Origin of the sequence: Bacillus sp. EKM420B, from assembly GCF_011065565.1 — a bacterium.
In the GTDB taxonomy this organism is placed as follows: domain Bacteria; phylum Bacillota; class Bacilli; order Bacillales; family Bacillaceae; genus Bacillus; species Bacillus velezensis.
In genome coordinates, this window is the sequence record NZ_JAAMNX010000002.1 from 770,961 (window position 1) to 797,026 (window position 26,066).

Genomic DNA, 26,066 nt, shown 5'->3' on the forward strand with positions numbered 1-26,066 from the left:
GACAAGCAAAAGAGGTGTTCACATATGGAAGCAGCATTACGAGCAGATACGAGAGCAGTTATCGGAGAAGGCCCTTTATGGGACAAGGATAAGGAATGCCTGTACTGGGTGGATATACTGGGCAGCCAGCTCCATATCTTCACTCCGGCTGACGGAATCAACCGTTCCGTTAAATTCAAATCATTTGTCACGGCTCTGGCCTTGTATTCAAAAGAAGAGCTGGTGATGACGATGAAAGACGGGTTTTACCTGTACAATCTGCGGGAAGACACATTGACGAAGATGAAGCAGCCGAAAGACATGCGGGAAGATATCCGTTTCAATGACGCAAAATGCGACCCGTCCGGCAGATTATGGGCGGGAACGACGAGCATGGAAGGCAAAGAAGAGGAGGCTTCGCTGTACCGTCTGAATACGGACGGCAGCCTTGCCAAAATAAAAGACCAGGTCTCTACCTCGAACGGTTTGGATTGGGATCGGGACCGAAACCTGATGTACTATATTGATACTCCGACGCAGGAAATCGTCTGTTATGCATACGATCCTGAAACCGGAGCCGTATCAGATCCGAAAACGGTCTACCGCTTTCCGGAGTCGCAAGGATCTCCCGACGGAATGACCATTGACCGTGACGGAATGCTGTGGGTGGCTCTGTTCGGAGGCGGCCGCGCCGTCCGGATTGACCCGTTTTTGCATAAGGAAATTGCATCTATCGAAGTTCCGGCGAAATACGTCACCTGCTGTGCGTTCGGAGGCAGAGATTTGAACACGTTATACATTACGACCGCGACGGAAAAATTGACGGAAGCCGAAAGACTTGAACAGCCGCATGCGGGCGGCCTGTTTTCAGCAGAGCTTGAGACGGGCGGCTGGGAGCCGGTTCCGTTTGCAGGCATGATGTAAAAAAAGCCCTGGCATATGGGGAAGTTCCCATTGTGCCGGGCTTTTTTGTGTTAAATGGAGCGGATGATGCCGCCTTCAACCCGCTGTGCGGTGCCGTTAATGGCAGAAGCCGCTGATGAAGCGAGAAATACAATCGTATTGGCGACTTCTTCCGGGGTTGCATAGCGCTGAATCAAAGATGTCGGTTCATTCACTTTAAAATAATCCCGGACGAAGCTGTCCGTGTCTTCTCCGGCAGCCTTTGCGGCTCCTTCCATGTAAGAAGCGACGCCTTCGGTCCATGTCGGTCCCGGCAGCACGGAGTTGACCGTGACATTTGTGCCTTTCGTCATTTCCGCCATTCCCCGGGACAAGCTGATTAACGCCGTTTTCGTCATTGAATACGGAATCATTTGCGCAAGCGGTTTGACTCCGGCTTCACTGGAGATGTTCAAAATCCGTCCGCTGTTTCTTTCAAGCATTTGCGGCAGAAAACGCCGGCACAGGCGCACGGCGCTCATAACATTCACTTCAAAATACCGAGTCCATTCGTCATCAGACACCTCAGCGAAGTCCTTTACTTCAAAAAAACCGAGATTATTGACGAGAATATCGACTTCCCCGATTCCCCCGGCGCGCTTGATCAAGTCATCCGCCTCATCCTGACGCGATAAATCCGCAGCGATGCCGTGAACCGTTCCGTAAGCGGAGAGCTCCTCAACCGTCCGTTCCACGGTTTCTTTTTTTCTTCCGTTTACAATCACCTCGGCGCCTTCGGCTAAAAAGCTTTTTGCCGCGGCTTTTCCGATCCCTGAAGTTGATCCTGTAATCAACACGAGCTTTCGTTCAAGCTGTAATTCCATGATAATCCTCCTTTTTACACCATTGTGTAACAGTATACATGATGAATTTTAGTGTGTACGAACAATTTGCTTTCATGCAAAAAGGCCGGATATACAAGCCTTAAAGACTTATAGTATAATTACTGCGAAAAAAGGATACGAATGTCAAAGAGACAGTCGTTTACCATAATCAGGGGGAGTTAAAAGAATGAAGAAGATCACTGCCGTCTGGGCGGCGCTCTTGGTCACCGCCTTTGTGATCGCCGGCTGTTCCGGCGCACAGGAAGAAGGAAGCGCGGCCAAACAAAAAGCCGTCTCAACCGAAGCATTCCCGGTAACCATTAAGGATGCCGCGAACGAAAAAGTAACCATAAAGCAGGCACCGGAAAAAATCGTTTCCCTCATGCCGAGCAATACGGAAATTACATACGCGCTCGGACTGGGAGATAAGGTCGCAGGCGTCACGACAAATGATACATATCCGAAAGAAGCCGTAAAAAAACCGAAAGTCGGAGATATGAATGTGAACGCTGAAAAAGTCATCGCGCTGAAGCCGGATCTCGTGCTTGCCCACGCGTCCTCTATGTCCGCTTCCGCCGATGCGATGAAGCAGCTGAAAGATGCGGGCATCACCGTCTTAACGGTCAATGATGCGCAATCGTTCCAAGATGTGTACAAATCAATCAGCATGATCGGAAAAGCGGCCGGCATAGAAAAGCAGGCGGATCAGCTGATCCAATCGATGAAATCCGACCTTTCCGGCATAGAAAAGAAAGCGGCTGCCATTTCTGAAAAAGACGAAAAGAAAGTATTCGTCGAAGTGTCTCCTGACGGCTACACGACGGGGAAAGGCACGTTTATGAACGAAATGCTTGAAGATATACATGCGAAAAACGCCGCCGGCAGCCAGACCGGCTGGGTGCAGCTGACGGATGAAGCGATTGTCAAAATGAATCCGGACGTCATCATTACGACAGACGGCGTAAAGGCCGCTGAAGTGGAAAAACGCGCCGGCTGGGGTGCCGTCAATGCGGTCAAACACCACAATGTCTATTCTGTTGATCCTGACCTTGTCACACGCTCAGGCCCGCGCCTTGTCAAAGGGGTCGAGAAGCTTGCAGAAAGCGTTTATCCTGAAACGTTTAAAAAGTAACCGCCCGCTGGCCTACACGGTCAGCCTGCTGTTTTTAGCCGTTTGTACGGCACTCGGCATTTCAATCGGCAGTCTGCATATTCCTTTATCCGACGTTTTTTGGATCGGGATCGGCCGGACATCCTCTGTTGATCCCATGAATGTAAATATTATGATCAATATCCGCCTGCCGAGAGTCGTTCTGGCCGCTCTTGTCGGAGCCGCGTTATCCATTGCGGGGGCGGCGTTTCAGGGACTTCTGAAAAATCCGCTCGCCGACCCTTATACACTCGGGGTATCTTCGGGAGCCTCGGCGGGAGCCGTTATCACCTTGTTTTTCGGCATTCAGATTCCCGTCATCGGCCGGTTCACACTTCCGGTTGTCAGCATCGCCGCTGCCATTGCGGTTATGGCGGCGGTTCTGTTTTTCAGCCGCCTCGTTCATGCGTCGATGTCGGTTTCGACGCTCATTTTGACAGGCATCATTATGAATTCTTTTCTCGGGGCTCTCATTTCGCTTGTGATTGCTTTAACGGGAAATGATCTGCTCCCGATTGTCCGCTGGCTGTTGGGAAGCGTGTCCATGAGGGGCTGGGGCTATGTCGCGCTGTTTCTGCCTTTTTTTCTGGCCGGGACGGCGCTTCTGCTTATCAATGGCAGAGAATTAAACATTATGACTTATGGAGAAGAAAAAGCAAGGCTGTTAGGCGTCAGTACGGGAAAAAGAAAACTGCTGATGATCGCCGCCGGATCTCTGCTGACGGGAGGCGCGGTTGCCGTCTCGGGGACGATCGGGTTTGTCGGCCTTGTCATTCCCCATGTGACTCGGCTTTTGTGGGGGACGGATCATCGCCATTTACTGCCGCTGTCAGCATTGACGGGCGCCGGATTTCTCATTTTGGCGGATTTGTTTTCCCGCACCGTCATTGAGCCTGTCGAATTGCCGATCGGCATTATGACGGCCTTGGCGGGAGCGCCTGTTTTTGCCTTGATTCTGCTTCGCCAGCATCATGGAGGGAACCGCTTATGATCAGAGTGAGCAGCCTGTCCGGCGGGTACGGAGGCCGGATGATTGTAGAAGATGTCAGTTTTACCGCCGGAAAAGGTGAATTTGTCGGCATACTCGGTCCGAACGGCTCAGGAAAAACAACGCTGATGAAATTGCTGACGGGAATGCTCTCTCCGTCAAAGGGCGAGGTGCTCGTCGCAGGCAGGCCCGCGGGCAGATACAAGCCGCGGGAGCTTGCGAAAATCATGGCCGTTTTGCCGCAGCATACGGAGCAAGCTTTTACATTTACCGTTAAGGAAACGGTGTCCTTCGGCAGATACCCGTATCAAAAAGGACTCTTCAGACAGATGGATCAACATGACGAAGACATTGTCCGGGAAGCGATGGAAATGACGGGCATCGACCGATATGCGCAGCAATCGGTCCGCAATCTGAGCGGAGGGGAGCGGCAGCGCGTCTATCTGGCGCAGGCGATGGCTCAGCAGCCTGAGGTGCTCTGTCTGGATGAGCCGACGACCTTTCTTGATCTCAAATATCAAAAAGACCTGTTTGATACGGTAAAGCGGCTGACGAGAGAAAGAGGCCTGACGGTCATCAGTATTTTTCACGACCTCAACGCCGCAAGCCAATATTGTGATCAGCTCCTGATGATGAAAGACGGACGCGCTATTCCGAAGCAGACGCCGGATCAGGCTTTAAAAAAAGAGACGATTGAAGACATTTACGGCATCACCGTCAGCGCTGTTGCCCAGCAATCGTCGCCGAAACCGCTGATCTCTTTTATGCCGGAAGCGCGGGAGGAAGGAGAGCCCGCCGGCGTTCCGTTCGCCTCTCTGATAAACAAAAGCGGAAATACCGTAACGCTTCATACAGAACGGCCGTTCAGAATGCTGTCAACCGCATCTGACGGCCCGGGCTTTTCGTGGAGCCGCCGGCTTTCCGGCTCGGCGGCAGCTGGTTTGATCTGCCGTACGTTTGATTCGGTTACGATAGCCGTGACTGCGCAGTATACCGTTTGGGTGCTGATCAGCGGACATTTATCTGAACAGGGATTTGTTCGGCTGTTAACGGCAGCGGCTGAAGCGAGAATGCAGGCCCTTTCCGGCAGACAGGCAAAAGGCGACATCGTCATTTGTGCCTTGCAGACAGGAGAGGCAATGGACGTCCCTCACGCGGAAAGAGCCGTCAGAAGAGGAACCGCGGCATGTGTAAAAGCGGCGGAAGAAGGAGGAAGACAACGATGAAGCTGTATACGAAAACCGGTGATAAAGGACAGACAAGCCTGATCGGCGGCAGAACGGATAAAGACAGTCTGCGGGTTGAAAGCTACGGGACGATTGATGAGCTGAACAGCTTTATCGGGCTTGCGCTTGCGGAGCTAGATGATTGTGAGAATTGCGGTGATGTGAAAGCCGAACTCCGAAACATTCAGCATGAGCTGTTTGACTGCGGCGGCGACTTGGCGACGGTCACTGAACATAGAAACTATACATTAAGAGAGACATCTATTTCCGCATTGGAAGACTGCATAGACCGTTACACGTCTGAAGCGCCCCCGCTTGAGAAATTTATTCTTCCGGGCGGGCATAAGGCGGCTGCTCAGCTTCATATCGCGCGGACCGTCACAAGACGGGCTGAGCGTCTCGTCGTGAAACTGGGCAAAACAGAAGAGATAAATGATACGGTGATGCGTTACTTGAACCGCCTGTCTGATTATTTTTTCGCGGCGGCAAGAGCAGTTAACGCAAGACAGGGCGTTCAGGATATAGAGTATGAAAGAAGCGCCGCGGTATTCCGTGATGATGAATAACGTTTTGTTCAGCCGGCAGCAGCAAGCCGGCTGTTTTTTTATAGAGATATCCATCAATTGAACCTTTATTGACAGAAGGAAAATGTATCTTATGCATTATTGACTGAAAAATTAAAAAATGAGATATTATAAGAAACATTGTAAAATAATGGGGGATTTGATAGATGGATACATATAATAAGAGCGAGAGCATCTGGAATAAAAATTTCACCCTTCTGTTTATCTCGAGGCTTGTTAAATTGTCGGGCGACGGTTTTGCCTTTAATTCCATTCTGTGGTTTTTGATTTTTGACGGGGAAGGCGCGATCGGCACGTCCCTGCTCATTGCGGTCACGTTCCTTCCGGAGGCGATGCTGGCGCCGATTACCGGGCCTTTTATGAAGCAGCATACGCTGAAATTCTGGATGTATTTCTCCGATCTCACGCGCGCGGCGGTCGTGTTGATCATTCCGGTCTGTTACTTTAACGGTTTTTCTCCTTTATGGTTTGTCATGCTTCTCATGATTTTGCATTCAGCCACGGGAGCCGCTTATAATCCTGCATCTATCTCATTAATCCCCAATATTGTCGGAGAAAACAGCCTGCAGAAAGCGAATGCGGTCATCCAGTCATCAGGCCAGATCGTCAGACTTGCAGCCATTACGCTGAGCGGGGTGTTCTTAACATTTATCAGTCCCGCTTATTCTTTGTTTATCGCTCTTATATTCTATCTTCTATCAGGTTTTCTCGTACTCTTTATGTCATACCAAGTCCAGCATGCCAAAGAGGATACCGTCGCCGTCAGACAGCGCGGGACGTATTTCGGAAGGCTCAAACGGGGTTTCGTTCTTGTCAGGAAACACCAGATTTTATACCCGCTCGCCATCTATTGTATCTTCATGAATTTTGCGGCCGCTCCGTGGGAGGCGCTCTCTGCCGTTTATGTCGCCGAAGATTTAAACATGCCGCCGATCATCTACTCGCTTTTGAAAGCGACAGGCACGGGCGGAGCCTTTTTAATGGGTTTTATTTTGGCTAAGGTGAAGGTGAACAAATACGGTCTCCTGTTTGTGTCAGCGGGAATCATAGAAGGGGCGGCATTTTTCATCACCGGCCTCAACACTTTTCTGCCGCTCGTTTTCCTCGCCGCGTTTGCGTTCGGATCTGCCGTCAGCGCGATTAATGTGCCGGAATATACGATTATTCAGACGTCTGTGGACCATGATGACCAGCCGCAAGTCTATGCCGTCATCCATATGATCTCAAACATATCCATTCCGCTCGGCGCAGTTCTTTGCGGATACGCGGCTAACGCCTTCGGTCCCGGGAAAGTCATTGCCGCCGGCGGTCTCGTTGAAGTCCTGTCCGGTCTCGGAATATTGATCTTTACGAAGCTGGCCAAAGCTGAACGCTCAGATCTCATCAGGGAAAAAGAAGCGAGCATCAGAATATAGATTTTTCGTGAAACGCCCTGCGCCGTCCGGTGCAGCGGCGTTTTTTTATGCGAAGGTCCGGGGGGTTATACGACTCCGGTCTGATATGAAAATCAATCTCTGACTCGTTTTGCCGGCCGCGGGATTTGTTTATAGTAAAGACAAGGAAAACGAAAGGAGGATCTGCATGAATATAAATGTAAAAACGGCAGGCGGCTTTCTGCTGATTGTGTTCGGACTTTCTGTCTTTTTCGGAGGAGGCCATTTCGCATTTATCATCCCGCTGGCGATCGGAGGCCTGATGCTTTACTGGGGAATCAAACGTTTTTCAAAAGGCCGGGCGGTATCGGGTATCATCGCGGGCTTCATCGGAGCTATGATTCTCGTCGGTTCTCTTCCATTTATCGTTGCCATCGGACTGGCCGGCGCCATGGTGTATTTCGGGTGGAAGATGATGAAGCAGGGCGGCTCAGACACCGCTTCCCGCCCCGGAAGCGGCATCACCGGGCTATCAATCCGGATTTGACTCTGAATGGGAAGAATTTCTGAAGAAAAAATAAGGAGGAAGACAAAATGGTCTTAAAAAGAATAAGAAATATGTTCGTCGCATCTGTTAACGAAGGGCTTGATAAATTAGAAAATCCGAAAGTCATGCTGAATCAATATGTGCGTGATATGGAAAGTGACATCGCTAAGGCGAAACAAACAATTGTCAAACAGCACACGATCGTCCATCAGTTTAAGAAAAAACAGGAAGACGCCTCCGAAACGGCGGCAAAACGGAAAAATCAGGCTCAGCTTGCTTTTGATGCCGGGGAAGAGGAGCTTGCGAAAAAGGCGCTGACTGAAATGAAATACCTTGAGGGAAAAGCGGCCGAACATGAAAAAGCGTATGAACAGGCGAAAACACAGCTGGCAGAGCTGAAAGAGCAGCTGGAAACTTTAGAAACGCGCCTCCGCGACGTAAAGGATAAAAAACAGGCGCTCATCGCCCGTGCCAACGCGGCAAAAGCGAAGGAACATATGAACGCTTCTTTCGACAAAATTGACAGTGAAAGCGCCTATAGAGAGTTCCTTCGAATGGAAAGCCGCATTGAAGAAATGGAAGTCCGCGTCAAATACGGGACTTCAGCCGAGGCGAACACAGAATACAGCCGCTCCCAATATTCAGACGAGGTGGAAGCTGAGATTGAAAAAATGCGCTCGCTTTCTCTGGAGAAAACAGAGCATCAAAAAGCGGCTCATGAATAATGTGCACAAGGGAAGATCGGCGCTTTTACGCCTCTTCCCTATACGCACGTATCAATTCTCCGGCTTTTCCTTTATAATAAAATGAATGAAAAAGGATGGAACGTAATGAAGCGTAAGATGGCCAAAGGACTGATGGCGGCGTCCGTTCTGATCTGCTGTCTGTTTTTGGTGAAAGAAGTGTTTGCCGGGCGTTTTTTTCCGCTTTACGAAACAGAAGCGGAATCGGCAAGCATACCGCCGCGTGCCGTCAACAGCCTGTCGGTTTCATCGGAACAGACGGATGTAAAAATCATCGCGGAAGCGCGGAATGATATCGCGGCAAACATGGCGGGACCGGCGGGGAAAATGTTTGTCCAAAGCAGGGGAAAAACCCTCAATCTCAAAGCGAAGGAGAAAGGGTTTCAATTTCTGAATCTCTTTCAGCGTCCTCTGCTGATTGTCCGCATTCCGTATGATTATCATCGGGGCATTACCGTCCATACGTCAAGCGGCAGCATTGCCGTTGACGGAAACAAGGGGCTGTCTCTTGCGCACCTCGGCGTCCGTTCTGTAAGCGGGGATATGTCGCTGAAGCACGTGAAGACGGATGTGTTTGAAGCGAAAGGGCTGTCGGGCAACCTCACAGCATCAGGCCTTGCGGCGAAAACGGGGGATATCCGCTTATCCTCCGGACATGTCGGGCTTCAACATGCGGCGGGCGCCCTTGACGTGCGGGTCGCTTCCGGCAGTGTCGACGCCTCGCTTGAGACAGCGGATGCTCCCGTATCCGTCAGGCTTGCGAGCGGCAGCGCAGCGATCAGCCTGCCGAAAGACGGAAGTTTTACGGTGAACGCCGAGACGGCAAGCGGAAGGATTCAGCCGTCTTATTCCTTTGAGAAAACGAGTAAGGACGGCGGGGCATTCACCGGTATGAAGGGCAGCGGCGCCAGGCCGATTGATATAAAAGTGACGAGCGGCAATATTGCACTGCAATAGTCAAGGAAAGGAGGGGCAGGCAGCTGATGGCAAAAAAACAGATTCTCGGACTTATCATCGCCTTATTAGGCGTCAGCATGTTTTTGCGTATTATCGGCATCGGCGACTTCTTGTTTTGGCCGCTCTTTTTTCTGATCACAGGTTATATTTTTAATAAATATTCCCGCGGCTGGCTCGGCTCCGTCCTGTATATCTTCGCCGCTTTTTTATTTTTGAGGAACCTGTTCAGCGCCACCTTTAACCTGTTCGGCTATGCCTTCGCCGCCTTTCTCATATACGCGGGCTACAGGCTCCTGAAAGGAAAGCGCGTGTATGAACATAAAGAGAAGAAAATCAATCTTGAAAAAGAAGAGCAGCCAAAGCCTTCCGCCCAGACGGAAAGCAGACAGCCGGATCTCCGCAGCTTTTTTATCGGCGAGCTGCGGATGATGAAGGACCCGTTTGAGCTGAATGATTTAAATGTTTCCGGATTCATCGGCGATGTGAAAATTGATTTGTCAAAAGCGATGATTCCCGAAGGAGAAAGCACGATGACCATCAGCGGTGTCATCGGCAATGTCGATGTGTACGTCCCGCCGGATATCGAAGTGTCCGTCAGTTCATCGGCTTTTATCGGCGATATGAACCTGCTCGGCTCTAAGAAAAGCGGCATGAGCCCGAATCTTTATAAAGTATCGTCTGAGTACGGCGACTCGCCGCGGCGGATTAAAATTTCAATTTCGTTATTCATCGGCGATGTGGATGTGAAGTATTTATGAGGAAAAAATTACTCGCCAATATTCAGTGGCGCGCCATGCGGATGACTGCGGGGCTCAGTCTGCTCCTTTGCGCGGTGTTTATTACGCTGATGCTGCTGTATTACGGGCTTGACCCGATGCTGCTGTTTTCTTCCGGCTGGTTCGGTATTCCGTTTGTGGTCATCCTGCTTCTGGCGTCTCTTTCGGCGGGATTGATTTCCGGTTATGTATACGGAGGCCGCCTGAAAACAAGAATGGATACACTGATTGAAGCGGTTTTGAAATTTGAAAACGGCAATTTCGCTTATCGGGTGCCGCCGCTCGGCGATGATGAAATCGGTCTGGCGGCAGATCAGCTCAACGAAATGGCCAAGCGGGTCGAACTCCAGGTCACATCGCTGCAAAAGCTCTCCAACGAGCGGGCGGAATGGCAGGATCAAATGAAAAAATCGGTCATCACTGAAGAACGCCAGCGGCTGGCGCGCGATCTGCACGATGCCGTCAGCCAGCAGCTCTTTGCCATTTCTATGATGACATCCGCCGTCTTAGAGCAGGTGAAAGATGCGGATGACAAAATCGTCAAACGGATTCGCATGGTTGAACATATGGCGGGGGAAGCGCAAAACGAGATGAGAGCGCTGCTATTGCATCTGCGGCCCGTCACTTTAGAAGGAAAAGGCTTAAAAGAAGGGCTGATTGAGCTGTTAAAAGAGTTCAAAGCGAAGCAGCCGCTGGATATTGAGTGGGACATCAGCGATACGGGTGTGTCAAAAGGCGTTGAAGACCATCTGTTCCGCATCGTGCAGGAGGCGCTTTCCAACGTTTTCAGACATTCAAAGGCGACCAAGGTCACCGTCAGACTCGGCGCGAAACATCAAAAGCTGCAGCTTAAGGTCATTGATAACGGGGCGGGTTTTACGATGGATCAAGTGAAAGCATCCTCATACGGCCTGCATTCCATCAAGGAAAGAGCGAGTGAAATCGGCGGCATAGCGGAAATTATCTCCGTAAAGGGAAAAGGCACGCAGATCGACGTGAAAGTCCCGATTTATCAGAAAACAAAAGGAGAGAACGACAGTGATTCGAGTGTTACTGATTGATGATCATGAGATGGTCAGGATGGGTCTGGCCGCATTTTTAGAAGCACAGCCGGACATTGAAGTCGCCGGTGAAGCATCAGACGGGCAGCAGGGCGTCGATCTGGCCGCAGAGCTTTTGCCGGATGTGATTTTAATGGACCTTGTCATGGACGGCATGGACGGCATCGAAGCGACAAAACAGATCTGCGCGAAACTCAATGACCCGAAAATCATCGTGCTGACGAGCTTTATTGATGACGACAAAGTGTATCCGGTGATCGAAGCGGGAGCGCTCAGCTATTTGCTGAAAACGTCCAAGGCGGCAGAAATAGCCGAAGCCATCAGAGCGGCTGCCAAGGGCGAACCGAAGCTTGAATCGAAGGTGGCGGGAAAAGTGCTGTCAAGGCTGCGCCATTCAGAGAATCAGCTTCCGCATGAAACGCTGACGAAAAGAGAACTGGAAATCCTCTGTCTCGTCGCGGAAGGCAAGACGAATAAAGAGATTGGTGAAGAGCTCTTCATTACGATTAAAACGGTGAAAACCCACATTACGAATATATTGTCAAAGCTTGATGTCAGTGACCGCACGCAGGCAGCCGTATATGCCCACCGCAATCATCTCGTGACATAAGAAAAGGAGAGCGGCGCATGCACACTCTCCCGAGGGACGGGGTCATTGGGACATTCCCTTTGTTCCGAAATCCCTGATGGCGACTTTGACTTTGTATTCAATATCCGATTCACTGAAGTGATGATCCCAGTCAGAGGATATCTTTTTCCATTTATCGGGATAATGAATCCGGACTTGATCGCCTAACCCGGTAATATCCACTTTCAACTCATGCTGCATGTAATCAATGAATGCCATAACATCTGAATGAATGCGGTGTTTTACCGCGTTTTTGATTTCATTTATATAGGACTCCTTGAAAGAATCTTCTTTCGGGTTCCAATCCTCAGACAGACGGCCTTCAACAAACCGGGTGACGATAAACTTGAATTTTCCGTTTTTATATTCTGTTTTTACATTATATTTGCTGGAAAATACCTCGAAGGATAAATAATAATTGTCATGCTTTGCAAACGTGACGCCTCCCTTTACCGTGCCTGTGAACAGGTTCATATTCTGGACTTGTAAAGGCGTTAAATTCGCATACCAGAATTTATTTTTAATAATGGTAGCGCCCCAGATTTCCAGTCTGCTGCCCACTTTGCGCACTTGAGGAAGGGCAAAGGTCTCGCCTTTGGCGATTTTCTCTGATATTTCCCCCAATGTCACGGGCTCCATCATCCGGATGGTGACCGCATTGTTCTCCGTTAAGTCATAGATCGTATTTGACGCAGGCTCTCCCTGGTCACTGATATTGAAAATATCTTTCGTTTTATCCGGCACCGTCATCACATTGCAGCTTCTTCTCGTACCGTTGTCCCTGATAAATTGGTTCATCAACGCGTCAAGCGGGATGTGATCCTTTAACAGCGCTTCGGAAAACAGCATGATACGCAAGTGCTGGGAGAAGGCGGGGTGATTTTTTAACGATGCCGTTCGTAATGCTTGATGGACGGTTTCCCCTGGAGTGGAAGTCACCTTTGTCGTGTCACCTGACGACGACTGCTGGGCACTTGCTTTTTGCGGAACCAGAATCTGCTGTGTCACTTCCACATTTTCTTCCGCGGGTTTATCGAGCCCGACTCCGATAACGAGGCTCAAGTCTTCTAAATTGCGGCTGTCCCAGCACCCGGCCAAAAGCAATGTGCAAAATATGATTACGATATATTTCTTCATTGCGCTTTTTTCACCTTCCTTTTCACAGCGACGACTGCAAACATCAGTAAAGGCAGCAAAAAGAAAACCAAGAAGATATAGCCGAGAATATCACTGAACAGCATCAGCTTGTTTCCGTCTTTTGGCAACAATGATCCGAAGAATGTCGCGATGCCTACGAAGATGATGCCTTTTTTCTGTTTCAGCCCGAAAATTTTATGAAGAGCTGATGTCGCGAAATATCCGTATGATACATAGGTGGCGAAAAACTGGATGATCCAGACAACAAGCAAAAAGGACTCGAACCTTTCAATAAAAAGCCCTTTGATTTCAAATGATTGAAAGAGCGCGATCGTTGGCCAGATCATTGTTTTGACATCCTGGGTGGTTAAGGCGCCGACGACGAGAACGTAGGTAATGATGTATAAAATAATCGGGATGCCAAAGCCTATGGCCGACATGCGGAATGTGTGCTTTTTATTTTTGAGGTACTCGGGGAGAAACAGCATAATCTCAATTCCCAAGAAGGAAACAGAAACGACGGTCAAGGAAGCCATAACGGGAGAAAATCCCTGCCCGAGCACCGGCCGCAGGTTGTCGATATCAAATATTTTAAAGCTGAAGGAAAACACCACCAGCAAAATAATAATCGTAATCGTTAAATAGAAAGGAAAGAGCCTGCCGATATCGCTCATGCCGCCGATAATTAAATAAACGGAACAGGCGATAAAGATAAACAGCGTGACCGGCACGGGCGTTCTTTCCAATAAAAAGAACTTGACCATTTCCGCCATCGCCCGGGCTTCGAAGCTGGCGACTCCTATAAAATAGAGACAGATCATAAGATTGACGATATTTCCCGCCCATTTGCCGAGTCCTTCATTCATATAGTCAAATAATGATCCGTACTGATGCTTTTTCATAATGAGCGTATTGAGATAAATCAAAAAGATAAAGATGACGCCTTCCAGACATAACGCGATCCAGCCGTCCGGCGAATTTGCCCTGGATGACAGCGCCCGCGGCATGGTGAGGAGCCCCGCGCCGAGCATCGTGTTTGCAATCAATGCTGTCCCTTGATAGCTTGTAAGCTTATTGTGAGTTGTTTTCTGGCTCATTTACGTTTTTCGCCTCTTTTGGTTGATTTTTAATAGGGAGACGGAGAATAGAGTCGTTTGCGTTTTTTAAGCTGAAAAATCCATTCGGCGAGAAATACGGAGAACCGAAGCTTCGCTGTCTCGATAAATGAGTGTAGATCGCCAGCATAAATAAAATCATGCCGTACAGCCCGAAAGCTGCCGCGGTAAACATCGAAATAAAACGGAGCACACGGAACGACAGACCCATCCCGTACTGCGGCACCGTAAATGAAGCGAGCGCGACAATGCTGACCACGATGACCATGATGGAGCTGACAATATTCGCTTCAACGGCCGCCTGGCCGATGACGACTCCGCCCACCAATCCGATCGTCTGGCCGAGCGGGCTGGGAAGCCTCAAGCCCGCTTCTCTCAGCAGCTCGATCGTAATTTCCATTACCATCGCTTCAATGATAGGCGGGAAGGGAACGTTTTCTCTGTTCGCCGCGATGGTGACTGCAAGCGACGTCGGCAGCAGCCCTTGGTGAAACGAAACGAGGGCGATATAAATGGACGAAAAAAACAGCGTGATAAAAATAGACGTAAACCTGAGCGCCCGGATGAGTGAGGCGGAAATCCACCGTTCATAATAATCATCGGGAGACTGCATTAAAATTCCTAAAGAAGCCGGAACCACCAGCGCAAACGGCGAGTTGTCGACAAGGATGGCGACGCGGCCGTTGAACAAGGCGGAAGAGACTTTATCAGGCCGTTCCGTATTTTGTATTTGCGGAAAGGGCGAATACTTATTATCCTCAATAAGCTCCTCAAGCGTTCCGGAATCCTGGATGTCGTCCATCTTCACTTCGCTGAGGCGCTTTACAACATCGCTGACGACAGACGGGTCCGCTTTATCATCTATGTACATGACCGTGGCGTATTTTAACTTGTTTTCTCCGATCGGAACCTTTTTCGTTTTCAGCTTCGGATGGTTCGTGCGCTGCCTGATCATGGCGATGTTTGTATCAGAATCTTCTATGAAGGCGATTTTCGGACCTCTTACGACCTTTTCGGATGTGGGTTCATTTACGCTTCTTTTTTCTCTTTTTCCCGTGGACAAAATGTATACGCTGTCAAGTCCGTTAATAAACACGGCGCATTTTCCCCGCAGAATGGAGATGACGGCTTCCTTCGACGTAAAGACGGGACGGGCGTTGATCTTATCAAGACGTTTCGCCACCGTATCCAGCGTCAGAGTGTCTTCTTCCTGAAGCAGCGTTTCAATCGCCTCTTTTATTTTGTCTTCGTCGTTCATTTCACTCAGATACATATAATAAAAAACAAGCCCGTTCGGAAGCATCTTTTTATTTTGAACCAGGTCATCATTCTGCTCTACGTGGGGAAGCACCAGTGCCAGATTAACGTGTATGTATTCCTTGAATTCCGATTGCGCCATCGACAGTCACCCGCCTTCCAATCCTTAATTGAGGTTATCTTTTCCTGTTAAAAAAATGATATACTATGATAAAGTATTTAATGGTACAAGTTTTTTTATGAAAGCGGAGGAGAGATGTGGCACAAGTCAGACTGGCAGGGAATGCCGAAGAAATTGAACAGCTCATCAAATCATTTGAAGCGCATTACGAAGTGGCTTACACGTCGAAAGAATACCGTAAAACAAATCCGAAGTATAAATACTCTAAGGATTCGCGCGTCTATCTTGAGCTGAAATTAAAAACGGCCAAGGCCGAAAAATAAAAAGGGTTTCATCTGTTACTGGCGAATAATACTCAGGGTGAAGCAACTGTTATGGAGGGATACATAAATGGACTACAGAATTGAAAAAGACACCATGGGAGAAGTTAAAGTTCCGGCAGATAAATTTTGGGGCGCTCAGACACAGCGCAGCAAGGAGAACTTCAAAATCGGTTCAGAAAAAATGCCTCAGCGTGTTGTGAAGGCGTTTGCAATATTGAAAAGAAGCACAGCGATCGCCAACGAACGCCTCGGCAACTTAGAGTCTGAAAAAGCACAGGCGATTGCCGCTGTATGTGACGATGTTTTAAACGGCAAATACGACGATAACTTTCCGCTCGTTGTCTGGCAGACGGGAAGCGGCACGCAAAGCAACATGAACATGAATGAAGTGGTGGCCAACCGCGCGACTGCTTTATTGAAAGAAAAAAATTCCGAGCTTAAGATTCATCCGAATGATGACGTCAACCGCAGCCAAAGCTCAAACGATACATTCCCGACGGCGATGCACGTTGCGGCGGTTCTTGCCGTATATGAGCAGCTCGTTCCGGCGCTTGATCAGCTGCGCGCGACGCTTGATGAAAAAGCGAAAGCTTATCAGGATATTGTGAAAATCGGACGCACGCATTTGCAGGACGCCACTCCGCTGACGCTCGGACAGGAAATCAGCGGCTGGGTATACATGCTTGACCGTTCGAAAGAAATGATTCTTGAGTCAACGGAAAAAATCCGCGCGCTTGCCATCGGAGGCACGGCAGTCGGCACGGGAATCAACGCCCATCCGCAGTTCGGTGAATTCGTCGCGGAAGAAATCACAAAAGTAACGGGGCAGACATTCAAAAGTTCGCCTAACAAATTCCACGCGCTCACAAGCCATGATGAAATCACTCACGTTCACGGCGCGTTAAAAGCATTGGCTGCCGACCTGATGAAGATTGCCAACGATGTCAGATGGCTGGCTAGCGGCCCGCGCTGCGGAATCGGCGAAATCGTCATTCCTGAAAATGAGCCGGGAAGCTCTATCATGCCGGGCAAAGTCAACCCGACGCAAAGTGAGGCGCTGACAATGATCGCCGCGCAAGTGATGGGAAATGACGCGACAATCGGATTTGCGGCCAGCCAAGGAAACTTTGAGCTGAATGTCTTCAAACCGGTTATTATTTATAACTTCCTGCAGACCGTGCAGCTGCTCAGTGACGGAATGAATTCCTTCCATGACAAATGCGCTGTCGGTATTGAGCCGAACCAAGAGACGATTCAGGAAAATCTCTCTAACTCATTAATGCTTGTTACGGCGCTTAACCCGCACATCGGTTATGAAAACGCCGCGAAAATCGCCAAGCTTGCCCACAAAGAAGGCCTGACACTGAAAGAAGCGGCATTACAGCTGAACCTTCTGACAGAAGAACAATTTAATGAAATGGTGCGTCCGGAAGATATGGTGCACCCGAAAGCATAAAAAGAAAGAACGGCTGCAGATATTGCGGCCGTTCTTCTAAATAAACTGCTGTTTCAGTAAAAATCTGAGCTGTTCTGCATCTTCAGCCAGCAGGTCGGATTCCTTCAAATTCAAAATCATTCCTTTGATGATTGCCGGTTTCGGTGACTTTTTCTTCATTTCCGCTTCCAGAATATCCAAGCTCTCGGTGAATTCAGATGCTTGCGCCTTGTCCATCGTGCCGATGCGGGTGCGGAGGGTCTGCAAGATCGATTGACTTAAAGGATCGGGCTGCCCGTTATGAAGGGGCCCAAACAGCGAGCTTGCCTCATCAAGAGAAATAAATGCTTCATCATGTCTGTCCGCCATTCCGTTTACGATGTCATCAATTCTGTGAATCACGGTATTTGCCAGAAGCGAAGGCTGTACGGACCGGCCGGTCAGAATCAGATACTCAAGATACATCTGACTGATTCCTTCTATTAAAAAACAAAGCTCGGCTGTGTATGGTTCAGCTTTTTCTCCGTAAATAGCAAGAAGACTGTCGATATGAAACTGCAGGATCGACCGGCGGATTCTCTTTCCGCACTGCGCCGCTTCTTCGGTATAAGGAAGTGAACCGTCTTTCATCTGCACCGTAATAAAATCCTGATGGGCGAGAATCGATTCGTAAAACACCGCAAGCTGTTTTTGGTAAGCGGCTCTCGGACTGTCACCCTCCGTTTGGATCGTCGTGATTCGGGTAAACGTTTTATCATAGTAGTAATTCAGCATGGATAGGAGCAGTGCTTCTTTGGAAGGAAAGTAAAGATAAAAAGCGCCTTTTGAGATTTTGCATTCATCGGCGATTTCCTGAACCGATGTAGATTTGTACCCTTTTCGGGCAAACAGTTTGATTGCTGCTTCAATGATCAGCTTTTCTTTTTCCTTCAATGGTTCCACCCTTTCGGAGCCAGGAGGCTGGCTTGTGCTTCTCATGTATGACTATATGGTCATATTGATATTCCGTAAATTTAACCTGATTGTAACTTGTTTTTTTGTTTTGTTTTATTTATATTATAAAGTGAGCTGACCGAATGGTCAAAGTTCTGGCGAAAGGGTGAATCTGAAAATGAAAGAATTAGATGAAATGATCAGCCGCTTGCGAAACAGAGGAATTAAAGTCGAAAAGGTGAAATATCCGAAAAAGACAATTTGTGAAAAGAAATGGGTTCATCAATGCCAAAAACCGCTGAAAGCAAACTACAGAGATTTTAACGGCTATTCCTTCACATAAAAAAGACTGCAATGAAACACTACAGTCTACTTTGGTATGATAATTCGGTAGATTACACCCGATTGGTCATTTTCAATTGAAATTGATGCTTTATGCAGGGTTAAAATCCGTTTTACGATGCTGAGTCCTATGCCGAACTCGCCTTTCTTCCCTTTATTAAAAGGCTCGTACAAGCTGGATAGCATCTCATCCTCAATCGGAGGCCCGTCATTTTTAACCGTCATGACAATCTGCTGCTGATTTTGGCTGATCCGAATGTGAATCGCCGTTTCTGCATAGCGGATTTGATTTTCGAGAATGTTTTCAAGAAGTTTGCTCCATTGTTCCGGATCACCGGGCATCATTAATGCATCTTCTGTATCAACGCTCCACGATAATTCCTTCCGGGCCCATTTGAGCCGTTCAATGACTTCTTCCGTGACCTTCACAATGTCAAATGTCTCATGATGCACCCGCTGCTTCATTAAATAATCAAGCTTCGTTAAATATAATAAATCCTTAATTTTCTTCTCAAGTTTTTCTGCTTCGCCTTCAATGACATCAATTGTGGTTTCCAGATCCCCCTTAGGAAAAATCCCGTCCTTTATTGATTGAGTATAGCCCCTTATCACCATGACAGGCGTTTTTAAATCATGAGAGATATTTTGCAGGAGCGTTCTTTCCGTTTCATCTTTTTGCACCAGCTTGCTCCGCATGTCTTCAATGGTATGGCCTAATTTTCCGATTTCGTCTTTTCTGTCGACGATGACCGGATCATCCCAGTCCTGTTCGGAAATCCGTTTGACATGCTTCTCTAAGGAAACGAGCGGGCGCGAGAGATATTTGGCAAGCCAAATCGCCGGAATCCAGCTTAACAAAATCACGCCGGCAATGATAAAGAGCAGCTGCTTGAACAGGGTGAATGCCAGATCATCACGATAAGAATCAAGGGCGTAAGACAGCATCATCGCATCCTGGCCGTTAATGGTGAGGCCTTTTTTAATGACGAAAAATACTTTTTCACCGCTGATGTCCGCGCTGTATCGTTTCGTGACGCTGTGCTGGCGGCCCGCGAGCTTGTACACCTTATGGATAAAGGAAGAAGAAAAGTAGTTCAAGTCTTTGTCACTGGCCGATTCCTCCCGTTCAGGCAGAAGAACGTGCTGAACGGATCGGAAAGTCGTCGGAGCGGTCGCATCCTCGCTGTAATATCCCCGCTCGATCGATCCGGGCAGCCGGTACTCCGTCAGTACATGCTGTTCATTTTCAATGGTCGTATACGTTTCATCCGTGAAAAAATGACGCAGCGTATTTGAGAACAGCACGAGAAGCAGAATCGAAATGGCTAAGAGGATGCCTGAGATGACCACCCATATTTGAAAAGCAAGCGGCTTATTTTTCATGACGTCATCATCCTGTAGCCGAATCCGTAAATGGTCTCAACCTTTAACCCGGGCATTTTTTTTCTCAGTCTCCGCACAAGATCATCAACCACCCGGTCAGTGCCGAAATAATCATGGCCCCATATTTTCAGCAGGATATCTTCTCTGGAAAAGGGGTGTCCTTTATGGTGAAGAAATAAAAGCAGCAGATCAAATTCCTTAGACGTCAAATTGACCAGGCTGCCGGTTTCATCATAAACCTCTCGGGCATCCTCGATCACATTGTAGGAAGAAACGGTGATGCCGGTTTTTTTTGCGGCGGGCTGTTCTTTATACACGAGCTCGAGCAGTTTCTGGACCCGTATAATAAGCTCTCTCGGCAAAAAAGGCTTGGCGATATAATCATTGCTTCCAAGCTCTAACCCGAGGACTCTGTCAATATCGGCATCCCGCGCGGAAATGAAAATGACCGGCACATCGGGATCTTTTTCTTTTATTTCTTTTATCAATGTATAGCCGTCCGTATCCGGAAGCATGATGTCAAGAATCCACAAGTGGGGAGACGGCTGCATCTGCTTTCTGGCATCTTCGCCTTTTGTGAAAGATGTAATGTTCCAGCCTTCATTCTCTAAATATTTTGTGAGCAGTTCATTCAGGTTATCCTCATCTTCAACTAGATAAATGGTGTATGACAAGGCATTTCACATCCTTTCAACGTCATTATACTAGTTTTAACATACTCAAGCCGCATTTTCATAATTTCACATATTCTTTTCATTTTTATCCCACAATGTTTGTTTATGATGTGTATAAGGGAAGAAAGGAAGAAAAAAAGCGGGGAAGATAACATGTTCAAACACATTTTGTTTTGGAGCTTTGCTTTTCTCCTTATTATTGGGACAATAGAACTTGTACATGCGATGAATATGTAATCGATAGAATGAAACATGCTGAAGGAGTGTGCGTGAATATGAACGATCATCGAGATGACGGCAGAAGCCGCGATCAGTCAGATCTTTCACATACGGAGCAAAACAGAAATGAACAGCAGCAGATCAGCCATCAGGAGCCCGAGCTGCTTGAAGGGCCCGTCTCGAAAGAAGCGGAAAACGAGACGGCTGCCGGTACGGAATTTGAAAAAACGGCTGCCGTGAAAAAAGAAAAAAAACGGAGAGCCGCTTGGCTGAGCCCGATTTTAGGCGGCATTATCGGCGGCGGCCTCGTGCTTGGCATCGTGCCGAACCTGCCGGGTGAGCAGCATAAGACAGAAGCCGTTTCTGATACGAAACAAGTTCAGTCTTCGAATTTTACGTCAACGCCGTTGAAAAATACCTCAAGCGTAGCGGATATGGTAGAAGAGTTGGAGCCTGCGATTGTCGGAGTGTCCAACTACCAAGCTTCGCAAAGCAGCCAGTTCGGACTTGACGGCGGTTCAAGCTCTGAAACGGAAAGCGGCACGGGGTCAGGCGTCATCTTCAAAAAAGACGGCGAAAAAGCGTACATCATTACAAACAATCATGTCGTAGAAGGGGCGAACAAACTGTCGGTCACTCTTTACAATGGGAAAACCGAAACGGCAAAGCTTGTCGGAAAGGATGCCATCAGTGACTTGGCTGTATTGGAAATCAGCTCATCCAATGTCAAAAAAGCCGCCAGCTTCGGGGATTCCTCCAAGCTCCGCATTGCCGATAAAGTGATTGCCATCGGCAACCCGCTCGGCCAGCAGTTTTCCGGCACCGTCACACAAGGTGTCATCAGCGGGCTGAACAGAACGGTGGACGCCGATACATCCCAAGGCACGGTGGAAATGAACGTGATTCAGACGGATGCGGCGATTAACCCCGGAAACAGCGGCGGCCCGTTAATCAACTCAAGCGGCCAGGTCATCGGGATCAACAGCATGAAAGTCAGTGAAAACGGCGTGGAGTCACTGGGCTTTGCCATTCCGAGCAATGATGTAGAACCGATAGTCGACCAGCTGCTTGCAAAAGGAAAAGTCGAGCGCCCGTTTTTAGGTGTGCAGATGATTGACATGGCGCAAGTGCCGGAAACCTATCAGGAAAACACGCTCGGACTGTTCGGCGACCAGCTGTCTAAGGGTGTTTACGTAAAAGAAGTGCAATCCGGCTCACCGGCTGCGAAAGCGGGCATCAAATCAAATGACGTCATTGTACAATTGAACGGCAAAGATGTCGACAGCAGCGCTGATATCAGACAGATCTTATATAACCAGCTGAAAATCGGCGATAAAACGACTGTTCAAGTGCTCAGAAGCGGAAGCAAAAAGACGCTGAACGTCACATTAACGAAACAAACTGAAAGCGCAAGCTGAACGCATAAAAAAAGCTGAACCTTCAACTGAGGTTCAGCTTTTTTCGTCATTCTCCCAAGTAGGCTGACAGCATCCACACATGCTTGTCCGCTTCTTCAACTAATCCGACAAACAGGTCGGCAGTTGACGGGTCATTTTGTTCCTCGGCGATGCCGATGACAAATTTTGATTCGCGGCTGATTTGTTTATAGTCTTGAACCAGTGATTTCACCATTTCAGACGCCGTTTTTTCCTGACCTTCATCCGTAATGGAAGCTTGTTCAAGGTAAGTGTGCAAAGTCGCCGCAGGCTGTCCGCCGATGGCCAGAAGACGCTCTGCGATGGCATCCGCCGTTTCCGCCGCTTCGTTATACAGTTCTTCAAATTTTTCATGAAGCGTAAAGAAGTGAGGGCCTTTTACATACCAATGGAAGCGGTGCAGTTTAGAGTAAAGGATAAACCAGTTTGATAATTGTGTGTTCATTGATTTCTCAACAAGAGTTTCAGTTTTTTTCGCGTTTTGTGTATTCATATTCATCGTCCTCCCTGTGATCTGTTAATTTAATTATATCACGTATCAAATAAAAATCAATACTAAATTATAATTATTATAATTTAGTTTAAGTGAACAGCTTTTTCTTTATAATCGATTCCCAAGCGGACCACGGAAAGAGTGAGCGGAAAGCCAATGTCAGCTTAACGCCCCTGCCGATCGGATACCGCAGTTTCTTCAGCCGTTTCCTTTGTGCCAATTGATAAATCAGCTCCGCTACGTCATCAGGATCGCCGCTTTTGGATGCGTTGGCTTTGAAGTAAGCTTCAAGGGGCTGATAAAAGCGATAATAAGGCGAGTCTTTGCCGGGCGCCGTAATATGGCGGGAGAGAGACGTCTCCCAAATAGACGTTTTATAGGAGCCCGGTTCTATTAAAGCGGCATCAATTCCTAAAGGCAGAAGTTCGAGGCGCAGACACTCTGTAAACCCTTCAACCGCGAATTTGGAAGAGACATACGGAGATAGAGCCGGAAAGCCGGTCAGTCCGCTGATACTGCTGATATTGAAGATTTTCGCCCCGCCATGTTTTCGCATATAAGGCAGCACGGTTTTTGTGACATGAATCAGACCGAATACATTTGTTTCATACTGCTGTCTGTAATGTTCCATCAGCACATCTTCAATAAACCCCCCGTACGCAGTGCCGGCGTTATTGACAAGCAGGTCAATCGATCCGAAACCGCTGATGGTGTTCCCGAAGTCAGACACCGACTGCTCATCTGTCACATCTAAAGAAACGACCGTAACATGTTCGGATACACCCGCTTGAGCGTCGGCCTCTTTCAGTATTTCAGCTTTCTCCGGCTGTCTGGCTGTTGCGATGACGTGATAAGACCGGGCGAGCTTCAGCGCTGTCAGCAGCCCGAATCCGCTCGTCGCGCCGGTTACAATGGCAATTTTTCTGTTCATCTTATAATCCTCCCCGTTTGTTCTTATCTCATAGTGTATATCATCTCGCGGAAAGAAGGAGAAATCGTTCGGAAATATGTCAGAATTGTTTTATAATGGAGTCAGCTTCGGGTAGAAAGGGGTAAAGAAAAGATGGCATTAGAGGGATTGAAGGAAACATGGGATTTAAACTCCATTTTTGAGGGCGGGAGCCGGTCGGAAGAGTTTCAGCAATACATACAAGAGCTCAAAAAGCATCTAAGCGCTTTTCAACATGCGGTTGAAGCATTTACAGTTCCGACGCATGCGGATGAGAGCCGGGAGCTGATCAATCTGATTGATAGGTTTGAACGGTCAGCGATCATGATCAGGCAGGCGGGAGCGTTCGTCGGCTGTCTTCAGGCTCAGAACACTCATGATCAGAAAGCGAATGAATGGAGGGCGCGGATCAATCAGCTGAGCAGTGATTTTAAATCCGCTCTGGTGACCCTTGACGATACACTTGCCCGGATTGACGAGCGGGTCTGGGAGGAGCTGCTGCAAAAACCGGAACTTCAGGATCTCACATATGTCTTAAATGAGAGAAGAGACCGGGTCAGAGAGAAGCTCAGCGCTTCAGAAGAAAGGCTGATTGAAGGCCTGGCCGTTGACGGCTATCACGCATGGGGCGACCTGTATAATGCGGCTGTCGGCAGAATGAAGATTCCGTTTGAGGATAAAGAGCTGTCGGTCGGCCAAGCGGAAAATATGATGGCGCACCCGGATCGCCGCATCAGACGTCAAGTGTTCAAAGAGCTTAATGAAGCCTGGAAAGAGGAAGAGGAGCTTTTCAGCAGCACGCTGAACCATCTGGCCGGCTTCCGCACGGAAATCTATAAAGCGCGGGGCTGGAAAAGCGCTTTGGAAGAGCCGCTTGCGATCAATCGGATGAAAAAAGAAACGCTGGATGTCATGTGGCAGGTCATTACCGATCATAAAAAGCCTTTTGCCGAATACCTGAATCGAAAGGCGTCTCTTTTAGGGCTTGAGCGGCTGAACTGGTATGATGTGGACGCGCCGATCGGCGAAGCTCCGAAAGAATACACATATGATGAAGCGGCTAATCTGATCGTCAGCCAATTTTCGACGTTTGGCAAAAAGCTGTCCGCATTCACGGAAAAAGCGTTCCGCGATCGGTGGATAGAAGCGGAAGACCGCAGCGGCAAACGGGTCGGCGGTTTCTGCACCAGCTTTCCCGACAGCGGAGAATCCCGGATTTTTATGACGTTTTCCGGAAGCGCTTCGAATGTATCGACGCTGGCGCATGAGCTCGGTCACGCGTTCCATCAGGAGGCCATGCTTCAAGTGCGGCAGCTGAACAGAGCCTACGCCATGAATGTGGCTGAAACAGCCTCGACCTTTGCGGAAATGATCGTCGCCGACGCCGCTTTGAAACAAGCGGAGACAAAGGATGAAAAGCTGTTCTTGCTTGAAGATAAAATTCAAAGAAGCGTAGCCATGTTTATGAATATTCATGCGAGGTTTTTATTTGAAACGCGTTTTTATGAAGAGCGGAAGCAGGGCGTCGTTCCGGCTGATAAATTGAATGAATTGATGGAAGCGGCGCAGAAAGAAGCATTTTGCGATTCATTAGGGGAATACCACCCTCATTTCTGGGCATCAAAACTGCACTTTCATATTACGGGAGTGCCGTTCTACAATTTTCCGTACACGTTCGGTTATTTATTTTCGCTTGGAATATACGCAAGAGCTCTTCGGGAAAAAGCGGATTTTGAAGAAAAATATATCGCGCTATTGTGTGACACGGCTTCGATGACCGTTGAGGATTTGGCGATGAAGCACCTTGGAGCGGATCTCACAGAACGGTCGTTTTGGGAAGACGCGGTCCGCCTTGCCGTACAGGATGTGCAGGAATTTTTAGAGCTGACTGAATGATAATCTGGAGATGAACCGGCCGGAGCTGTTACCGCTCCGGTTCTTTTTTGTTCTGTGAATGACAGCCGCCTCCCTTGGAAATACCTAAAAACGATCGGAATGGAATGGGAGTGAATCGCATGAAATGGATCAGAACGGCGGGCGTTTTATGTCTTACGCTGATGCTGATTGCCGGCTGCCGATTGAATGAAGAAAAACGGGAAGCGGAACAAGACAGCACACCCGTGTCATCCGCGAAGCCGGTTCCTTACAGCAGCTTTTCCCTGCGCGTCAGCTACGGAGCCGGAGAGCATAACCGCTATGAAGGTTTGTATGAAAGAAAAAGCGGTCATGAAAAGGCGGACATCCGGGACAAGCTCTCAGGGGTTCACAGAGAGGGCGAGGAAGCGCTTGATGAAATGAAGATGATCCTCGGAGAACTTGCCGTAAACGGCCGGATGCAGGAAAGCGAGGTCGTCCGGCAGGTGCTCTCGGCTTTTAATTTAGACAGCCGCTATGAACATTTTTATCTGAAACTGAAAAAGAACGACGGAGAAATGACGGAAATAAAAAAATAACCGCCGTCCGCTGCTTTT

Annotated in this window: 26 protein-coding genes and 1 pseudogene; 18 read left to right on the plus strand and 9 right to left on the minus strand. The window is 48.5% G+C overall.

Annotated features, from left to right (window positions below; translation table 11 throughout):
• Positions 1-24: 24 nt before the first annotated feature.
• Positions 25-903, plus strand: a complete 879-nt coding sequence (locus tag G9F48_RS08885) for an SMP-30/gluconolactonase/LRE family protein (protein WP_071392260.1) — start codon at positions 25-27, stop codon at positions 901-903.
• A 50-nt stretch (positions 904-953) separates the two neighbouring features.
• Here G9F48_RS08885 and G9F48_RS08890 read toward each other — a convergent pair whose 3' ends face one another.
• A complete protein-coding gene (locus tag G9F48_RS08890; protein WP_003151783.1) occupies positions 954-1,745 on the minus strand; it encodes an SDR family NAD(P)-dependent oxidoreductase in 792 nt (263 codons plus the stop codon).
• A 187-nt stretch (positions 1,746-1,932) separates the two neighbouring features.
• Between G9F48_RS08890 and G9F48_RS08895 the strand changes: the two genes are divergently transcribed.
• From G9F48_RS08895 to G9F48_RS08945, 11 genes and pseudogenes are all read left to right on the plus strand, one after another.
• Positions 1,933-2,877, plus strand: a complete 945-nt coding sequence (locus tag G9F48_RS08895) for an ABC transporter substrate-binding protein (protein ID WP_165409372.1) — start codon at positions 1,933-1,935, stop codon at positions 2,875-2,877.
• Complete coding sequence (locus tag G9F48_RS08900) at positions 2,840-3,886, plus strand: FecCD family ABC transporter permease (protein ID WP_017418939.1); 1,047 nt, start codon at positions 2,840-2,842, stop codon at positions 3,884-3,886. Before G9F48_RS08895 ends, G9F48_RS08900 begins: the two co-directional genes overlap by 38 nt.
• Positions 3,883-5,109, plus strand: a complete 1,227-nt coding sequence (locus G9F48_RS08905) for an ABC transporter ATP-binding protein (protein WP_165409373.1) — start codon at positions 3,883-3,885, stop codon at positions 5,107-5,109. Before G9F48_RS08900 ends, G9F48_RS08905 begins: the two co-directional genes overlap by 4 nt.
• Positions 5,106-5,675 (plus strand): cob(I)yrinic acid a,c-diamide adenosyltransferase, encoded by a 570-nt coding sequence (locus tag G9F48_RS08910; protein WP_165409374.1) that lies wholly within the window; start codon positions 5,106-5,108, stop codon positions 5,673-5,675. Before G9F48_RS08905 ends, G9F48_RS08910 begins: the two co-directional genes overlap by 4 nt.
• A 164-nt stretch (positions 5,676-5,839) precedes the next feature.
• Positions 5,840-7,108 (plus strand): MFS transporter, encoded by a 1,269-nt coding sequence (locus G9F48_RS08915; RefSeq protein ID WP_071392257.1) that lies wholly within the window; start codon positions 5,840-5,842, stop codon positions 7,106-7,108.
• 166 nt (positions 7,109-7,274) lie between these two features.
• A pseudogene (locus G9F48_RS08920) lies at positions 7,275-7,647 on the plus strand (protein liaI).
• Between the two features lie 13 nt (positions 7,648-7,660).
• The gene (gene liaH, locus G9F48_RS08925) at positions 7,661-8,338 is read left to right on the plus strand and encodes a stress responsive protein LiaH (RefSeq protein ID WP_003151791.1); all 678 of its coding nucleotides are present in this window, start codon (positions 7,661-7,663) and stop codon (positions 8,336-8,338) included.
• Positions 8,339-8,443: 105 nt separating this feature from the next.
• Positions 8,444-9,313, plus strand: a complete 870-nt coding sequence (liaG, locus tag G9F48_RS08930) for a LiaG family protein (protein WP_165409375.1) — start codon at positions 8,444-8,446, stop codon at positions 9,311-9,313.
• 26 nt (positions 9,314-9,339) lie between these two features.
• On the plus strand, positions 9,340-10,071 hold the full coding sequence (gene liaF, locus G9F48_RS08935; RefSeq protein WP_003151794.1) for a cell wall-active antibiotics response protein LiaF: 732 nt from the start codon (positions 9,340-9,342) through the stop codon (positions 10,069-10,071).
• Complete coding sequence (liaS, locus tag G9F48_RS08940; RefSeq protein WP_003151796.1) at positions 10,068-11,150, plus strand: two-component system sensor histidine kinase LiaS; 1,083 nt, start codon at positions 10,068-10,070, stop codon at positions 11,148-11,150. Before liaF ends, liaS begins: the two co-directional genes overlap by 4 nt.
• Positions 11,128-11,760, plus strand: a complete 633-nt coding sequence (locus tag G9F48_RS08945) for a response regulator transcription factor (RefSeq protein WP_003151798.1) — start codon at positions 11,128-11,130, stop codon at positions 11,758-11,760. The genes liaS and G9F48_RS08945 overlap by 23 nt, the downstream gene beginning before the upstream one ends.
• Positions 11,761-11,802: 42 nt before the next feature.
• Here G9F48_RS08945 and G9F48_RS08950 read toward each other — a convergent pair whose 3' ends face one another.
• The 3 genes from G9F48_RS08950 to G9F48_RS08960 are packed head-to-tail and all read right to left on the minus strand — an operon-like array spanning position 11,803 to position 15,429.
• Positions 11,803-12,915, minus strand: coding sequence for a Ger(x)C family spore germination protein (locus G9F48_RS08950; protein ID WP_165409376.1), 1,113 nt, complete (start codon positions 12,913-12,915; stop codon positions 11,803-11,805).
• Positions 12,912-14,012 carry a spore germination protein gene (locus tag G9F48_RS08955; RefSeq protein ID WP_109567189.1) on the minus strand — a complete coding sequence of 367 codons (1,101 nt, stop codon included), beginning with the start codon at positions 14,010-14,012 and terminating at the stop codon, positions 12,912-12,914. The genes G9F48_RS08950 and G9F48_RS08955 overlap by 4 nt, the downstream gene beginning before the upstream one ends.
• Positions 13,987-15,429 (minus strand): spore germination protein, encoded by a 1,443-nt coding sequence (locus tag G9F48_RS08960; protein ID WP_165409377.1) that lies wholly within the window; start codon positions 15,427-15,429, stop codon positions 13,987-13,989. Before G9F48_RS08960 ends, G9F48_RS08955 begins: the two co-directional genes overlap by 26 nt.
• A gap of 116 nt (positions 15,430-15,545) precedes the next feature.
• Here G9F48_RS08960 and G9F48_RS08965 point away from each other — a divergent pair, with 116 nt between their 5' ends.
• Both G9F48_RS08965 and fumC read left to right on the plus strand, forming a co-directional pair.
• The gene (locus tag G9F48_RS08965) at positions 15,546-15,731 is read left to right on the plus strand and encodes a YvzF family protein (protein WP_003151806.1); all 186 of its coding nucleotides are present in this window, start codon (positions 15,546-15,548) and stop codon (positions 15,729-15,731) included.
• Between the two features lie 67 nt (positions 15,732-15,798).
• A complete protein-coding gene (fumC, locus tag G9F48_RS08970; protein ID WP_007410064.1) occupies positions 15,799-17,187 on the plus strand; it encodes a class II fumarate hydratase in 1,389 nt (462 codons plus the stop codon).
• 36 nt (positions 17,188-17,223) lie between these two features.
• Here fumC and G9F48_RS08975 read toward each other — a convergent pair whose 3' ends face one another.
• Positions 17,224-18,099, minus strand: a complete 876-nt coding sequence (locus G9F48_RS08975) for a TetR/AcrR family transcriptional regulator (protein WP_017418948.1) — start codon at positions 18,097-18,099, stop codon at positions 17,224-17,226.
• 178 nt (positions 18,100-18,277) lie between these two features.
• Here G9F48_RS08975 and spxO point away from each other — a divergent pair, with 178 nt between their 5' ends.
• On the plus strand, positions 18,278-18,442 hold the full coding sequence (gene spxO, locus G9F48_RS08980; protein ID WP_003151811.1) for an anti-adapter protein SpxO: 165 nt from the start codon (positions 18,278-18,280) through the stop codon (positions 18,440-18,442).
• A gap of 26 nt (positions 18,443-18,468) precedes the next feature.
• Here the strand turns inward: spxO and G9F48_RS08985 are convergent, their stop codons facing one another.
• Both G9F48_RS08985 and G9F48_RS08990 read right to left on the minus strand, forming a co-directional pair.
• Positions 18,469-19,824 carry a sensor histidine kinase gene (locus G9F48_RS08985; protein WP_070082341.1) on the minus strand — a complete coding sequence of 452 codons (1,356 nt, stop codon included), beginning with the start codon at positions 19,822-19,824 and terminating at the stop codon, positions 18,469-18,471.
• Entirely contained in the window at positions 19,821-20,498 is a 678-nt protein-coding gene (locus tag G9F48_RS08990) for a response regulator transcription factor (RefSeq protein WP_007410069.1), read from the minus strand. Before G9F48_RS08990 ends, G9F48_RS08985 begins: the two co-directional genes overlap by 4 nt.
• Before the next feature lie 275 nt (positions 20,499-20,773).
• Between G9F48_RS08990 and G9F48_RS08995 the strand changes: the two genes are divergently transcribed.
• A complete protein-coding gene (locus tag G9F48_RS08995; protein WP_156735761.1) occupies positions 20,774-22,135 on the plus strand; it encodes a S1C family serine protease in 1,362 nt (453 codons plus the stop codon).
• 46 nt (positions 22,136-22,181) lie between these two features.
• Here G9F48_RS08995 and G9F48_RS09000 read toward each other — a convergent pair whose 3' ends face one another.
• Both G9F48_RS09000 and G9F48_RS09005 read right to left on the minus strand, forming a co-directional pair.
• Positions 22,182-22,646 (minus strand): Dps family protein, encoded by a 465-nt coding sequence (locus G9F48_RS09000; RefSeq protein WP_014305778.1) that lies wholly within the window; start codon positions 22,644-22,646, stop codon positions 22,182-22,184.
• An 88-nt stretch (positions 22,647-22,734) separates the two neighbouring features.
• Positions 22,735-23,577, minus strand: a complete 843-nt coding sequence (locus G9F48_RS09005; protein ID WP_165409378.1) for an oxidoreductase — start codon at positions 23,575-23,577, stop codon at positions 22,735-22,737.
• A 132-nt stretch (positions 23,578-23,709) separates the two neighbouring features.
• On the opposite strand from G9F48_RS09005, the gene G9F48_RS09010 reads away from it, so the two are divergent.
• Together G9F48_RS09010 and G9F48_RS09015 are read left to right on the plus strand one after the other, a co-directional pair.
• Entirely contained in the window at positions 23,710-25,491 is a 1,782-nt protein-coding gene (locus G9F48_RS09010) for a M3 family oligoendopeptidase (RefSeq protein ID WP_165409379.1), read from the plus strand.
• Positions 25,492-25,610: 119 nt separating this feature from the next.
• Complete coding sequence (locus G9F48_RS09015) at positions 25,611-26,048, plus strand: YusW family protein (RefSeq protein ID WP_077722810.1); 438 nt, start codon at positions 25,611-25,613, stop codon at positions 26,046-26,048.
• Positions 26,049-26,066: the final 18 nt, after the last annotated feature.

Bases quoted from the DNA above. Each gene is read 5' to 3' on its own strand.
- G9F48_RS09005 (WP_165409378.1), bottom strand. From the start codon at position 23,577: ATGAACAGAAAAATTGCCATTGTAACCGGCGCGACGAGCGGATTCGGG.
- G9F48_RS08950 (WP_165409376.1), bottom strand. From the start codon at position 12,915: ATGAAGAAATATATCGTAATCATATTTTGCACATTGCTTTTGGCCGGG.
- liaG (WP_165409375.1), top strand. From the start codon at position 8,444: ATGAAGCGTAAGATGGCCAAAGGACTGATGGCGGCGTCCGTTCTGATC.
- G9F48_RS08895 (WP_165409372.1), top strand. From the start codon at position 1,933: ATGAAGAAGATCACTGCCGTCTGGGCGGCGCTCTTGGTCACCGCCTTT.
- liaF (WP_003151794.1), top strand. From the start codon at position 9,340: ATGGCAAAAAAACAGATTCTCGGACTTATCATCGCCTTATTAGGCGTC.
- G9F48_RS08995 (WP_156735761.1), top strand. From the start codon at position 20,774: ATGAACGATCATCGAGATGACGGCAGAAGCCGCGATCAGTCAGATCTT.
- liaS (WP_003151796.1), top strand. From the start codon at position 10,068: ATGAGGAAAAAATTACTCGCCAATATTCAGTGGCGCGCCATGCGGATG.
- G9F48_RS08910 (WP_165409374.1), top strand. From the start codon at position 5,106: ATGAAGCTGTATACGAAAACCGGTGATAAAGGACAGACAAGCCTGATC.
- spxO (WP_003151811.1), top strand. From the start codon at position 18,278: ATGAAAGAATTAGATGAAATGATCAGCCGCTTGCGAAACAGAGGAATT.
- G9F48_RS09000 (WP_014305778.1), bottom strand. From the start codon at position 22,646: ATGAATACACAAAACGCGAAAAAAACTGAAACTCTTGTTGAGAAATCA.
- G9F48_RS08985 (WP_070082341.1), bottom strand. From the start codon at position 19,824: ATGAAAAATAAGCCGCTTGCTTTTCAAATATGGGTGGTCATCTCAGGC.
- G9F48_RS08955 (WP_109567189.1), bottom strand. From the start codon at position 14,012: ATGAGCCAGAAAACAACTCACAATAAGCTTACAAGCTATCAAGGGACA.
- G9F48_RS09010 (WP_165409379.1), top strand. From the start codon at position 23,710: ATGGCATTAGAGGGATTGAAGGAAACATGGGATTTAAACTCCATTTTT.
- G9F48_RS08905 (WP_165409373.1), top strand. From the start codon at position 3,883: ATGATCAGAGTGAGCAGCCTGTCCGGCGGGTACGGAGGCCGGATGATT.
- G9F48_RS08885 (WP_071392260.1), top strand. From the start codon at position 25: ATGGAAGCAGCATTACGAGCAGATACGAGAGCAGTTATCGGAGAAGGC.
- G9F48_RS08915 (WP_071392257.1), top strand. From the start codon at position 5,840: ATGGATACATATAATAAGAGCGAGAGCATCTGGAATAAAAATTTCACC.
- G9F48_RS08890 (WP_003151783.1), bottom strand. From the start codon at position 1,745: ATGGAATTACAGCTTGAACGAAAGCTCGTGTTGATTACAGGATCAACT.
- liaH (WP_003151791.1), top strand. From the start codon at position 7,661: ATGGTCTTAAAAAGAATAAGAAATATGTTCGTCGCATCTGTTAACGAA.
- G9F48_RS09015 (WP_077722810.1), top strand. From the start codon at position 25,611: ATGAAATGGATCAGAACGGCGGGCGTTTTATGTCTTACGCTGATGCTG.
- fumC (WP_007410064.1), top strand. From the start codon at position 15,799: ATGGACTACAGAATTGAAAAAGACACCATGGGAGAAGTTAAAGTTCCG.
- G9F48_RS08960 (WP_165409377.1), bottom strand. From the start codon at position 15,429: ATGGCGCAATCGGAATTCAAGGAATACATACACGTTAATCTGGCACTG.